Genomic DNA, 12933 nt, shown 5'->3' on the forward strand with positions numbered 1-12933 from the left:
CATGAATCCCGAGTTTCTCTCCTTGATGCAGCAGGCCGAGCGCCTGCTATCGCGGCTCGACGCCCTGTTGCCGGGTCCCGGCGCCCGGCCGGTGCTGGCGCCGGATTGGTCGGCTTCGATCGCTTTCCGTTACCGCCGGCGTGGCGCTTCCTTGCTGGGTGGCGGTTGGCTGGGGCCGGTGCGTCACGTGGCGCCGATCCGGCTGGCCGACCTGAAGGAGGTCGAACCCCAGAAAGAACGGTTGGTGCGCAACAGCGAGCAGTTCGTCGACGGCCGACCGGCCAATAACGTGCTGCTGACCGGCGCGCGCGGGACCGGCAAGTCCTCGCTGGTGAAGGCCTGCCTGAACGAGTTCGCGCCGCGCGGACTGCGGTTGATCGAGATCGACAAGGCCGATCTGATCGACCTGCCCGACATCGTCGACCTAGTGGCCGAACGCAGCGAGCGCTTCCTGGTGTTCTGCGACGATCTCAGCTTCGACGAGGGCGAGCCGGGCTACAAGGCGCTGAAGTCCATCCTCGATGGCTCGGTGGCGCAGTCGAGCGACAACGTGCTGATCGTGGCGACATCCAACCGCCGCCACCTGCTGCCGGAGTACATGAAGGAGAACCTCAGTTACCAGCACACCGAGGATGGCGAGGTGCATCCCGGCGAGGTGGTGGAGGAGAAGATTTCGCTGTCCGAGCGCTTCGGGCTGTGGATCAGTTTCTATCCGTTCAGCCAGGACGAATACCTGGCGATCGTCGCGCAGTGGCTGAGCGCCTTCGGCGCCGACAAGGCCCACATCGCTGCGGCGCGGCCGGAAGCGCTGGTCTGGGCGCTCGAGCGGGGCTCGCGTTCGGGTCGGGTCGCCTGGCAGTTCGCGCGCGACTATGCAGGGCGTGGCCGTCAGCGCGACGGGGTGCCGGAGTGAGCGAGCGCACGCCGGTCGATGTGGCGGTCGGAGTCCTGTTCGATGCGCACGGGCGTTTCCTGATGACATCCCGGCCCGATGGCAAGGTGTATGCCGGCTACTGGGAATTTCCGGGGGGCAAGCTGGAGGCCGGTGAAACGGTCGTGCAGGCGCTGCGCCGCGAGTTGCAGGAAGAACTGGGCATCTGCATCGCCGACGCGCAACCCTGGAAGACGGAACTGATCGACTACCCGCATGCCCGCGTCCGGCTGCACTTCTGCAAGGTGCATGCGTGGAGTGGCGAACTGGAGATGCGCGAGCGGCAGTCAGCGCGGTGGCAAGAACTGCCGGTCGAGGTGCGCCCGGTTCTGCCAGGGACAGTGCCGGTGCTGAACTGGCTGGCCCAGGAGCGGGATTTCTTGGGCAGCACCCACACGGCCTAACGCACAGCCCTACGGTTTGGCGTGTCAGTGCTCGGCATCGTCGCCTTCCACGGGCGGCGAGGCCTCGACGCGGTAGCGTTCGTTGGCCCAGGCGCCCAGATCGCCGTTCTTGCAGCGCTCGCTGCAGAACGGCCGGTAGGGATTGGTCGACGCATAGGCGCTGAACTGGCCGCAGCCCGGGCAGCGCACGGTGCGTGGCGGGATGTCGCTGCCGGTCATCGACGCAGGAGTGCGCTCGTCAGCACAGCGTGAGCTCGAAGCTCACGTCATCGCCGCTGGGCCGCAAGCGGCCTTCTCCATCTTGCCGCATGAGCCGGATCGACGCCATCAGCCGGTGGCCGCTGATCTCCGGCACCAGACCGGCCGATTCTTCCAGACGCACCCGCATCAGGCTGAAGCTGCGCCCGGGCGGCAGGCTCTGCTGGAACTGGCCGGTGGCGGCGACCACCATGTGCGGGCTGCCCGATTCGCGAAGCAGGGCCATCAGCACCTTCAAGGCGTCGGCGAGCGGCAGCAGCGTCGCCATCCAGCGCTGCAGGTCGGCCTTGCGGTGGGCCACGCTCTCGTGCTGCCATGCGTAATAGCCCGGCAGATCGAACTCGCAGGTGCCTCCAGGGATGCTGATGCGGCTGCGGATCCCCATCAACCACTCGTTCGTGGTCAGCGCATGACCGGCCTTGCCAGGCAGATGGTTCAGCGACGCAAAGGCCTCGTCGATGCGCAGGATGACCTGGTCGAGTGCGGCCTCGGAGATGGACGGATTGCCGCGGTACTGGGCAAGCTGCGTCTTGTGGCGCTCCAGGTCCTTGAGCAGATCGCTCTTCAGGTCGGCCCGGGACGCGACGTCCATGATCTCGAAGATCGTCGCGATGGCGAAGTGATGGTCGATCGCCGCGTCGCGGTCGGCCAGCACCGTGAGCCGCTCGAACAGGTGTTCGAGGCGAAGCATCGTGCGGATGCTCTCGTTCAAAGGGTACTCGTAGAGGATCAAGGCGGGCCACCTGCGCGCTGCAACGCGGTTGATTGTTCCACAGGGTTCGCGCCGAGCGGGCGCCAGGTCTCAGCGTTCGTCGATCCAGTGCCTCCACAGCGCATCGACGGCCGCCTGCAGCGCATCGACCGTGTCTCGCCGGTTGTCGATCACGGCGTCGGCGGCGGCGCGACGGAGGCGCCGCGGAGCCTGGTGCGCCATCACGCGCCGCACTTCGTCAGGGGTCCATTGGGAGCGTCGTACGACACGGTCGATCTGGATCTCCTCGGGGCAATCGACCGCCAGCACCCGATCGACGCGATCTCGCCAGCGACCCGACTCGACCAACAGCGGAACGTCGAACACGACGCAGGCCGCAGCGGATGCGGCGGACGCGAGCTTCTCCGTCTCGTCGCGGATCAAGGGGTGGAGGATGGCTTCGAGCTGAAGGCGCACGGCAGGATCGGAGAACGCCTTGTTTCTCATCCAGGCACGGGCGAGACCGCCATCCTCGCTGTCGATACAGTCAGGACCGAACTGCGCGAGCAGTGCCGAAACTGCGGCTCCGCCCGGCGCGGTGAGTGCGCGTGCGATCGCATCGGTATCGACCAGCACGGCTCCTCGTCCGACGAGCAGCGCGGCCACCGTGCTCTTGCCGCTGCCGATGCCCCCGGTGAGGCCGATGCGCAAGCCGGTGCGGTCGCTTCCCATCGAGCCTCAGGCCCAGCCGAGCCAGCCCATCACACGCTCGGAGCCTGCGTACAGAACGACCAGTCCGGCACCGGCCAGGAAGGGGCCGAAGGGCACGTAGCGCCCTTCGTGCAGAGCGCCGCCCAACTTCATGGCGATGCCGACGACGGCACCGATCAAGGACGCCCCGAGCACGATGGGGAGCAGCATCTGCCACCCGAGCCATGCGCCGAGAGCCGCCAGCAGCTTGAAGTCGCCCGCGCCCATGCCCTCCTTGCCCGTGGTGAGCTTGAACAGCCAGTACACCGACCACAGCGACAGGTAGCCGAACACCGCGCCCCAGAGGGCCGTCGAGAGTGGCAGCGTCCAGCCGAGTCCGGCAACCACCAGCCCGGCCCAGAGCAGCGGCAAAGTGAGGCTGTCGGGCAGGAGGGTCGTGTCCCAGTCGATGCCGGACAGTGCCAGCAGGACGGCGACGAAGGTGCACCAGGCCAGCACCGTCGGCTGCGCACCGAAGCGCCAGGCCAGCAACGCGAACAACAGCCCAGTCGCGATCTCGACGAACGGATAGCGCGGAGAGATCGGCGTCTTGCAGGCCGAACAGCGTCCGCGCAACAGCAGCCAGCTCAGCACCGGGACATTCTCGAACCAGCGGATGCGGTGGCCGCAGTGCGGGCAGCGCGAGGCAGGCTTCGCCAGTGTGAGCGCGGGCGACTCCGGTGCAGCGACTCCGAGCAGGTCGGCGCTTTCGAGCCGCCAGGCCCGCTCCATCATCTGGGGCAGGCGGTGAATGACGACGTTGAGAAAGCTACCGATGCACAGCCCGAGCAGTCCCAGCGTCCAGGGCGACAGCAACGCGCCCTGCAGGTCGGACGACATGCCTCCGGGCGTGCTCAGACCACTTGGCCGAGCTTGAAGATGGGCAGGTACATCGACACCACGATGCCGCCGATGATCGTACCCAACACGACGATGATGATCGGCTCGAGCAGGCTCGACAGGCCCTTGACAGCCTCGTCGACCTCGGCCTCGTAGAACTCGGCGGCCTTGGAGAGCATGTGATCGAGCGCACCGGATTCCTCGCCGATGGCGGCCATCTGCAGCACCATCACGGGGAAGATGCCGGTGGTCTGCATGGACGTTGTCAGTGCGGTACCCGTGGAAACGTCCTTCTGGATCTGCTCTGTCGCTTCGGCGAACACGGCATTGCCTGCCGCACCGCCGACCGAGTCGAGCGCCTCGACCAGCGGCACGCCGGCTGCGAACATCGTGGCGAGCGTGCGCGTCCAGCGCGCGACGGCCGACTTGTAGACCAAGTCGCCGAACACCGGCACTTTCAGTAGCAGCCGGTCCATGGTCTTCTGCATCTTCTCGGATCGCTTCCACGACTCGAAGAAGAAATAGGTGCCGCCAATGATGACGCCGAAGATCAGCCACCAGTAACTGACGAAGATCTCCGATACGGCCATCACGAACAGCGTCGGGGCTGGGAGGTCGGCTCCGAAGGAGGTGAAGACCTCCTTGAAGGCCGGGATCACGAAGATCATGATGACCGCGACCACCACGAAGGCCACCACCAGCACCGCGACCGGATAGATCAGCGCCGACTTGATCTTGCGCTTGATCTCGAGGGTCTTCTCCTGGTACATCGCCAGCCGCTCGAGCAGCGTTTCCAGGATGCCAGCGGCTTCACCCGCCTCGACCAGGTTGCAGTAGAGCGCGTCGAAATGCAGCGGGTGCTTGCGGAAGGCCGACGACAGACTGGTGCCCGTCTCGATGTCGGAGCGGATGTCGGTCAGCAGCTTGGTCACGCGTGCGTTCGTGCTGCCGCGCGCTACGATGTCGAAGGATTGCAACAACGGGACGCCGGCGCGCATCATCGTGGCGATCTGGCGGGTAAAGATCGCAATGTCCTTCGGCTTGATGGACTTGCCGCCGCTCATGCGGCGCTTCTTCACCTTGTTGACGAGGATGCCCTGGCGACGCAGGGACGCGCTGACAACCGACTCACCGCCGGCGCGCATCTCGCCGCGCACGACCTTGCCGTTCTTGTCCTTGCCTTCCCACTCGAAGACGAATTCCTTGATGTCTCTCGCCGAAGCCGTTGCTGCTGTGGCCATGGTGTCTCCGACTCTCCCTGCCGCCCGTTGGGCTTACTCGTTGGTGACCGAGATGACTTCTTCCAGGGTGGTCACGCCCACTCGCACCTTGATCAGGCCCGACTGACGCAAGTCGCGCACGCCCTCGCGTTGCGCCTGCTTCGCGATGTCGACCGCATTGCCCTGTGTGAGGATGATGCGCTGGATTTCTTCACTGATCGGCATGACCTGGTAGATGCCGACGCGTCCCCGATAACCGTTGCTGCAACTGGAGCAGCCGACGGCACGATAGGGCTTCCAACTGCCGTCCAGATCCGCTTCAGCGAAGCCGGCACGAAGCAACGCTTCGCGAGGGTAATCGGCCTGCGCCTTGCAGTTCTCGCAGAGTTTGCGCGCCAGCCGTTGCGCCGTGATCAGGATCACGCTGGAGGCGATGTTGAACGGTGCGACGCCCATGTTCATCAGGCGGGTCAGCGTCGTCGGCGCGTCATTGGTGTGCAGCGTGCTCATCACCATGTGGCCGGTCTGCGCAGCCTTGATAGCGATGTCCGCCGTGTCGAGGTCACGAATTTCGCCGACCATGATGACGTCTGGATCCTGCCGCAGGAACGCCTTCAGGGCGACCGAGAAGTTCAGCCCCGCCTTGTCGTTGACATTGACCTGGTTGACGCCCGGCAGGTTGATTTCGGCCGGATCCTCGACGGTGGAGATATTGACGCCGGGCTGGTTCAGGATGTTCAGGCAGGTGTACAGCGACACCGTCTTGCCGGAGCCGGTCGGGCCGGTGACCAGCACCATGCCATAGGGCCGCTTGATGGCTTCCAGCAAGCGGTCCTTCTCGATCTTCTCGTAGCCGAGCGCCTCGATACCTAGCTTGGCGCTCGACGGGTCGAGGATACGGATCACGATCTTTTCGCCGAACAGCGTGGGCAGGGTGCTGACCCGGAAGTCGATCGCCTTGCTGCCGAACTTGAGCTTCATGCGGCCGTCCTGCGGCACGCGCTTCTCGGCAATGTCGAGCCGGGAGATCACCTTGATGCGCGAGGCGAGCTTGTCCTTGATGGCGATCGGCGGTTGCGTGATCTCGCGCAGCTCGCCATCGACGCGGAAGCGGACCCGGTAGTTGTATTCGAACGGCTCGAAGTGCAGATCGGAGGCTCGCGCGTTGATCGCATCGATCAGCATTTTCTGCAGGAAGCGAACGACCGGAGCGTCCTCGACGTCGGTGGTGACGTCGGCGGTTTCGGCCGCGCTGGCATCTTCTTCGGTGACATCGAACTCGAAATCACCGGCGACCAGCGACTCGAGGGACTCGCTGGCCGTCGTTGTAGCGGCGTCGACGAGCCGAGACAGCTTGTCGTGCTCGACGATCACCCACTCGGGCGTCAGCTGCGTGGCGAACTTGATGCGCTCGGCGGCTTCCTGGTCGGTGGGGTCGGCCCCGGCGATGAAGAGGCGGTTGCCGCGCTTGCCCAGCACGAGCACTTGATACTGGGTGGCCAGCTTGGCATCGATGACATTGCGCGGCAGGCGCTGCGGATCGACCGCTGCGAGATCGAGCAAGGGCATCGCCAGCACGCTGGACAGCGTGTGGGCAAGATCCGAAGGGTTGACGGCGCCGGCGCTCAGAACCGCCGAGATGAAGCTGCGCTTCTGCTCCTTGGCGCTACGGACGAGATCTTCGGCGGTCTTAACGTTGAGTTTGCCCGCGTGCACGAGCACGCGAGCGACGCCGGACAGCGAACTCTGCGGGGCATCGGCAAGGGTATCCACAGGGCAATCGGCGAAGTCTGGGCTGCAACCAGATCATGATCGCCGATTCGCGCGGCCCTGTAAACGATCGAAGTCCGCGGATGTGAGCATCCACCACGCGATGCCGTGCAGACGCCACGACAAAGTCCGCAAATCGTGGAGACGATGGTGGTCGGGGTGAGAGGATTCGAACCTCCGGCCTCTACGTCCCGAACGTAGCGCTCTACCAGGCTAAGCTACACCCCGATTGGGTCAGACCGATGCTGACGACTACAGTCAACGGATCACGAGGATCGCTCCGTGGACTGAGCACATAAGTGTAGCAGAGCTTCGCGGTACTGCGAGGCCGGCAAGACCGACAAGGCCGCGCAGGCCCGTGCGACTTCGGCGCGCGCTACTTCCCTGGTGGCTTCCAGCGCGCCGGTGGATCGGACAATCTCGATGATCTCCGGGAGCCGCTGCACTTCCCCCTGCACGATAGCGGCGCGCACCACGTCACGCTGCGCTGGTGTCCCTCGCGTCATGGCCACCAGCAAGGGCAGCGTCGGTTTGCCTTCCCGCAGATCGTCACCGATGTTCTTGCCAAGGGCCGACGTTGCGCCTTCATAGTCCAGCAGATCGTCGACCAGTTGGAACGCGGTGCCCAACGCCCGTCCGTAGTCGGCACAAGCCGTTTCGACATCGGGGGAAGCGTCGGCCAGCAAGGCGCCGAGTCGGGCGCTGGCCTCGAACAACTTGGCCGTCTTGAACCGGATCACCCGGAGATAGTCATCGATGGCCAGGTCGGGGTCGTGCATGTTCATCAACTGCAGGACCTCGCCTTCGGCGATCACGTTCGTGGCGTCGGCCAGCACTTCCAGAACCTTCATGCGATTCACCGAGACCATCATCTGGAAGGCTCGCGAATAAAGGAAGTCCCCGACCAACACGCTGGCTGCGTTACCGAAACGCGCATTGGCCGTGTCGCGGCCGCGCCGCAGCGCGGATTCATCGACGACGTCGTCGTGCAGCAAGGTCGCGGTGTGGATGAACTCGACCGTTGCTGCCAGTTCGAAGCGCTCCGGCCCCCGGAAGCCGAGTGCCTGCGCAAACAACAGCACCAGCATCGGCCTCAACCGCTTGCCGCCGGCGCTGATGATGTAGTGCGAGATCTGATTGATCAGCGCCACATCCGAAGCCAGTCGGCGCCGGATCAACGCATCGACCTCGCCCATGTCGGCGGCGACCAGGTCTGCGAAGGAAAGGGTCGACCCGGAGACGTTCGAGACGGCAGTCACGCTGAAGGAGGAGGAGCTCGAGGAATTTCGAGCATTTCGATTATAGGGAGGGGGATCGCGTGCGATCCGCGGCTCAGAGCGCCCACGGTGCGCGGCGCATGCCGACCGCCGCGGCGATGCTACAATTCAAGGCTCTGCGCATTTTGCAGGGGCCGCTTGGGGGCCGGCAGGCATCCAGACGGGTCATTCGAGTGAAAGGGCTGATATGTACGCGCTCATAAAAACCGGTGGCAAGCAATACAAGGTTGCTGCCGGCGAAAAGATCAAAGTAGAACAGATTGCTGCGGACGTTGGCCAAGAGATCGTGATCGACCAGGTGCTCGCCGTCGGAAGCGGCGCGGACCTCAAAGTTGGCACTCCCTTGGTTGCCGGCGCGACTGTCAAGGCCACAGTCGTGGCGCACGGCAGGCACGACAAGGTGCGCATCTTCAAGATGCGCCGCCGCAAGCATTATCAAAAGCGGCAGGGTCACCGCCAGAATTTCACCGAGCTGGAAATCAGCACGGTGAATGGCTGACACGGCAACCGAGAAGGAGCTAGGAAATGGCACAGAAAAAAGGCGGCGGTTCCACCCGGAACGGCCGCGATTCGCAGCCGAAGATGCTCGGCGTCAAGGCTTTCGGCGGCCAGGCCGTGCAGGCCGGCTCGATCATTGTTCGTCAGCGTGGCACGCAATTCCACGCGGGCAGCAACGTGGGCATCGGCAAGGATCACACCTTGTTCGCTCTCGTCGACGGCAAGGTGAGCTTCGCCGTCAAGGGCGAACGCAATCGCCGCACGGTGGCGATCGATCCCGTTTGACGGCGTGTTTGGCGCCGCGACGAAGCCCCGGCCCGCCGGGGCTTTTTCGTTGCAGAGCTCCAGATAACATCCCACCGGCGCTCGTTCGAGCAACAGGCATTCCCCATGAAATTCGTTGACGAGGCCTACATCGACGTGATCGCCGGCAACGGCGGGAACGGCTGCGTGAGCTTTCGGCGCGAGAAGTTCATCCCCTTCGGCGGTCCGAACGGTGGCGACGGCGGGCGTGGCGGCAGCGTCTACGCGGTGGCCGACAGGAACCTCAACACGCTGATCGATTTCCGTTTCGCGCGGCGACACGAGGCCCGCCACGGCGAGCACGGCCGCGGTTCCGATCAGTTCGGCGCCGCGGCCGAAGACATCGTGATGCGCATGCCGGTGGGCACCATCATCAGCGACGCCGAAACCGGCGCGCCGGTCGCCGAGCTCCTGGAGCCGGGCGAGCGGATCCTGATCGCCAAGGGCGGTGACGGTGGCTTCGGCAACCTGCACTACAAGACCAGCACCAACCGTGCTCCCCGCCAGAAGACGCCGGGCTGGCCGGGCGAGCAGAAGAAGCTCAAGCTCGAGCTGCGCGTGCTGGCCGACGTGGGCCTGCTGGGCATGCCGAACGCTGGCAAGTCCACGCTGATCAGCGCGATCTCGAACGCTCGGCCGAAGATCGCCGACTATCCCTTCACGACGCTGCACCCCAATCTCGGCGTCGTGCGCGTCGGACCGGAGCAGAGCTTCGTCGTCGCCGACGTGCCTGGGCTGATCGAGGGCGCGGCCGAGGGCGCCGGGCTGGGCCACCGCTTCCTGCGACACCTGCAGCGCACCCGGCTGCTGCTGCACATGATCGACATGGCGCCGTTCGACGACACCGATCCGGTCGCACAGGCGAAGGCGATCGTCGCCGAGTTGAAGAAGTACGACCCGGCGCTGTACGACAAGCCGCGCTGGCTGGTGCTCAACAAGCTCGACGTCGTGCCGGCCGAGGAGCGTGCCGCGCGCGTGAAGGATTTCGTCAAGCGCTTCAAATGGAAAGGTCCGGTCTTCGAGATCTCGGCGCTGACGCGCGAGGGCTGCGAGACGCTGGTGCAGGCGATCTACCAGCACGTGGCCAGCTACCAGACCCACTATGTCGATCCCGACGTGCGCTTCGCCGAGCCTGAGCCCGACGACAATGACGACGGGCCCCGCTTTGCCCCGCAGGCGGATGACCCGCGCTTCCGCTGAGGCGCGCGCTCACCTGACTTAGAGACAAGAGGCCGCATGCCTGAAGTGCTGCGTAGTGCCAGGCGCATCGTCGTCAAGGTCGGCTCCAGCCTCGTGACCAACGAGGGGAGGGGTGTCGATGCCGCCGCGATCGGTAACTGGTGCCGCCAGCTCGCGTCGCTGGCCGGGCAGGGCCGCGAGGTGCTGATGGTGTCCAGCGGCGCGATCGCCGAAGGCATGAAGCGACTGGGCTGGAGCGCGCGACCGAAAGAGATTCATGAGTTGCAGGCCGCTGCCGCCGTCGGGCAGATGGGGCTGGCTCAGATGTACGAGAGCAAGCTCTCGGAGCATGGCATCGGCAGCGCGCAGGTGCTGCTGACGCACGCCGACCTCGCGGACCGCGAGCGCTACCTGAACGCGCGCTCGACCCTGCTGACCCTGTTGTCGCTGAAAGTGATCCCGGTCATCAACGAGAACGACACGGTCGTCAACGACGAGATCAAGTTCGGCGACAACGACACGCTTGGAGCCCTGGTCGCCAACCTCGTCGACGCCGATGCGCTGGTGATCCTGACCGATCAGCCCGGCCTGTATTCCGCCGATCCGCGCAAGGACCCGCAGGCCCGGTTCATCGGTGAGGCTGTCGCCGGAACGCCGGAACTCGAGCAGATGGCGGGTGGTGCAGGCTCCAGCCTGGGGCGTGGCGGCATGATCACCAAGGTGCTGGCCGCCAAGCGTGCCGCCAGCAGCGGGGCCTCGACCGTCATCGCCTGGGGCCGTGAGCCCGACGTGCTGCTGCGACTCGCTGACGGCGAGGCGATCGGCACGCTGCTCGTCGCGCGCACCGCCAAGCTGGCGGCGCGCAAGCAGTGGATGGCCGACCACCTGCAGTTGCGCGGCGCGGTCGTCATCGACGACGGCGCCGTTGCCAAGCTGCGCGACGAGGGCAAGAGCCTGCTGCCGATCGGCATGGTCGAAGTGCAGGGCGAGTTCGTGCGGGGCGACGTGATCGCGGTGCGCAGCCAGGCCGGTGCCGAAATCGCGCGGGGCCTGGCCAACTACGCGAGCAGCGAGGCGCGGCTGATCGCGCGCAAGCCGTCGTCGCAGATCGAGGGCTTGCTGGGCTACAGCAACGAGGCCGAGATGATCCACCGCACGAATCTCGTGCTGGCCTGACGAGATCTCTTGCTTCTGCACTCAGGCTGTCCTCGCAAACCCCGCATTCGGTGTTCCCGACGCGGTGCGGGCCGCTCCGCGTGACGACGGAGCGCGAACCCCGCGCCGCGCGCATCGATGCGCCGGCGGCCCTGGCGCTGGTCTGCTGCTGCGCGCTTTGGGGATTGAACCAAGTCGCCATCAAGGCGGCGCTGCCCGAGGTCGGGTCGCTGATCCAGCTGTCCGTTCGCAGCGTGGTCGCCCTGGTGCTGGTCCTCGCCTGGATGCGCTGGCGCGGCATTCCCTGGCACTGGCGTGACGGCACGCTGTGGCCCGGCCTGCTCGCAGGCCTGCTGTTCGCCATCGAATTCGGGTGCATCTTCGTCGGCTTGCAGTACACGACCGCCGCCCGGTCGGTCGTGTTCATCAACACCTCGCCGTTCGTTGTTGCCCTGGTGCTCGCGTGGCTGGTGCCGGCCGAGCGGCTGCGGCCCGTGCAGGCGCTCGGCCTGGCCATTGCCTTCGGTGGGGTGGCCTTCGCGTTTGCCGAACCTGCGCCTCGGGCGAGCGGCTGGCCCTGGCTGGGTGATGCGCTGATCCTCGTAGCCGCGGCCTTGTGGGGCCTGACCACGGTGATCATCCGCTTCAGTTCGCTGCGGCATGCTGCGCCCGAGAAGACGCTGGCTTACCAACTGCTTGTTTCGGCGCTGCTGTCGCCTGCGGCTGCCTGGGTGAGCGGCACGCCCTGGCCGGCCGCCTGGAGCGCGCTGGCCATCGGCTCGCTGTTCTATCAAGCGGTGATCGTCACCTTCGCCAGTTACCTGCTGTGGTTCGGGTTGCTCACTCGTTATCCGGCGACCAAGGTGCAGGCCTTCGTGTTCCTCACGCCGGTGTTCGGCGCGGCCTTTGCCGCTGGCCTGCTGGAGGAGCCGGTGGGCGTCGAATTGCTGGTGGCGCTCGTGGCGGTGGCTGTGGGGCTGAGCCTGCTCAACCGCCGACACCGCTGACGCCGCGCGGAGCCTCAGCGCGGCCCTTCGGGCGTCGTTCCGTCGTCGGTTGTCTCCACCCGCGCTTCGCCGTTGGGGCGCTCCTCGTCCTCACGCCGGTGCGCCCGCATGCCCGAGCGCAGATAGCGGTTGTGGTGGTTGGCGCGCGGCAGGAAACGAGCCAGTTCGGTCAGCGCCATCTGGTAGACGTCGCGCTTGAAGTCGATCACCACCTCGAGTGGCACCCAGTACTCGTTCCAGCGCCAGGCGTCGAACTCCGGGTGGTCGCAGGCGCGCAGGTTCATGTCGTTGTCGCGGCCGGTCAGCTGCAACAGGAACCAGATCTGCTTCTGGCCGCGGTAATGGCCGCGGGCCTCGCGGCGGATGTAATGGTCGGGCACCTCATAGCGCAGCCAATCGCGCGTGCGCGCCAGGATGCGCACATGCTCGGGCTGCAAGCCCACTTCTTCGTGCAGCTCACGGTACATCGCCTGCTCGGGCGTCTCACCGTACTTGATGCCGCCTTGCGGAAACTGCCAGGAGTGGGTGCGTATGCGCTTGCCCCAGAACACCTGGTTCCGCTGGTTGAGCAGAACGATGCCGACGTTGGGCCTGAAGCCTTCACGGTCGAGCATAATGAAACCTCGAATTCAGTCTTGAATTCATTATTG

15 protein-coding genes and 1 tRNA gene are annotated in these 12933 nt (G+C 65.6%); 7 read left to right on the forward strand and 9 right to left on the reverse strand.

The genetic code is table 11. From position 1 onward, the window contains the following. Position 1: 1 nt before the first annotated feature. Together ASC67_RS17515 and ASC67_RS17520 are read left to right on the forward strand one after the other, a co-directional pair. Complete coding sequence (locus ASC67_RS17515; protein ID WP_056324632.1) at positions 2–913, forward strand: ATP-binding protein; 912 nt, start codon at positions 2–4, stop codon at positions 911–913. Then, positions 910–1335 (forward strand): NUDIX domain-containing protein, encoded by a 426-nt coding sequence (locus ASC67_RS17520; RefSeq protein WP_056324635.1) that lies wholly within the window; start codon positions 910–912, stop codon positions 1333–1335. Before ASC67_RS17515 ends, ASC67_RS17520 begins: the two co-directional genes overlap by 4 nt. Before the next feature lie 24 nt (positions 1336–1359). Here the strand turns inward: ASC67_RS17520 and ASC67_RS17525 are convergent, their stop codons facing one another. The 8 genes from ASC67_RS17525 to ispB form a co-directional block, all read right to left on the reverse strand. Beyond that, the gene (locus ASC67_RS17525; RefSeq protein ID WP_056324640.1) at positions 1360–1554 is read right to left on the reverse strand and encodes a DNA gyrase inhibitor YacG; all 195 of its coding nucleotides are present in this window, start codon (positions 1552–1554) and stop codon (positions 1360–1362) included. 19 nt (positions 1555–1573) lie between these two features. After that, positions 1574–2326: a cell division protein ZapD gene (gene zapD, locus ASC67_RS17530; protein WP_056324643.1), complete on the reverse strand. Its 753-nt coding sequence runs from the start codon at positions 2324–2326 to the stop codon at positions 1574–1576. 69 nt (positions 2327–2395) lie between these two features. Next, on the reverse strand, positions 2396–3016 hold the full coding sequence (gene coaE / locus ASC67_RS17535; RefSeq protein WP_056324648.1) for a dephospho-CoA kinase: 621 nt from the start codon (positions 3014–3016) through the stop codon (positions 2396–2398). A gap of 6 nt (positions 3017–3022) precedes the next feature. After that, entirely contained in the window at positions 3023–3874 is an 852-nt protein-coding gene (locus ASC67_RS17540) for an A24 family peptidase (protein ID WP_056324653.1), read from the reverse strand. 14 nt (positions 3875–3888) lie between these two features. Continuing rightward, the gene (locus ASC67_RS17545) at positions 3889–5115 is read right to left on the reverse strand and encodes a type II secretion system F family protein (protein WP_056324656.1); all 1227 of its coding nucleotides are present in this window, start codon (positions 5113–5115) and stop codon (positions 3889–3891) included. A 33-nt stretch (positions 5116–5148) separates the two neighbouring features. Then, positions 5149–6867, reverse strand: a complete 1719-nt coding sequence (gene pilB, locus ASC67_RS17550) for a type IV-A pilus assembly ATPase PilB (RefSeq protein ID WP_056324661.1) — start codon at positions 6865–6867, stop codon at positions 5149–5151. Positions 6868–7015: 148 nt separating this feature from the next. Further along, positions 7016–7092: transfer RNA gene (locus ASC67_RS17555), tRNA-Pro, on the reverse strand. A 38-nt stretch (positions 7093–7130) separates the two neighbouring features. Further along, entirely contained in the window at positions 7131–8123 is a 993-nt protein-coding gene (ispB, locus tag ASC67_RS17560; protein WP_082536099.1) for an octaprenyl diphosphate synthase, read from the reverse strand. Between the two features lie 205 nt (positions 8124–8328). Here ispB and rplU point away from each other — a divergent pair, with 205 nt between their 5' ends. The 5 genes from rplU to ASC67_RS17585 all read left to right on the forward strand — a co-directional run bounded on the left by rplU (position 8329) and on the right by ASC67_RS17585 (position 12283). Further along, positions 8329–8640: a 50S ribosomal protein L21 gene (rplU, locus tag ASC67_RS17565; RefSeq protein ID WP_011828111.1), complete on the forward strand. Its 312-nt coding sequence runs from the start codon at positions 8329–8331 to the stop codon at positions 8638–8640. Between the two features lie 26 nt (positions 8641–8666). Continuing rightward, a complete protein-coding gene (rpmA, locus tag ASC67_RS17570; protein ID WP_011828112.1) occupies positions 8667–8924 on the forward strand; it encodes a 50S ribosomal protein L27 in 258 nt (85 codons plus the stop codon). Positions 8925–9029: 105 nt separating this feature from the next. After that, the gene (cgtA, locus tag ASC67_RS17575; RefSeq protein WP_056324672.1) at positions 9030–10142 is read left to right on the forward strand and encodes an Obg family GTPase CgtA; all 1113 of its coding nucleotides are present in this window, start codon (positions 9030–9032) and stop codon (positions 10140–10142) included. Between the two features lie 36 nt (positions 10143–10178). After that, positions 10179–11297 (forward strand): glutamate 5-kinase, encoded by a 1119-nt coding sequence (gene proB / locus ASC67_RS17580; RefSeq protein ID WP_056324676.1) that lies wholly within the window; start codon positions 10179–10181, stop codon positions 11295–11297. An 80-nt stretch (positions 11298–11377) separates the two neighbouring features. Next, a complete protein-coding gene (locus ASC67_RS17585; RefSeq protein WP_082536100.1) occupies positions 11378–12283 on the forward strand; it encodes a DMT family transporter in 906 nt (301 codons plus the stop codon). 14 nt (positions 12284–12297) lie between these two features. Here the strand turns inward: ASC67_RS17585 and ASC67_RS17590 are convergent, their stop codons facing one another. Next, entirely contained in the window at positions 12298–12897 is a 600-nt protein-coding gene (locus ASC67_RS17590) for an RNA pyrophosphohydrolase (protein WP_056324679.1), read from the reverse strand. Positions 12898–12933: the final 36 nt, after the last annotated feature.

Origin of the sequence: Methylibium sp. Root1272, assembly GCF_001425905.1 — a bacterium.
Lineage (GTDB): Bacteria > Pseudomonadota > Gammaproteobacteria > Burkholderiales > Burkholderiaceae_C > Methylibium.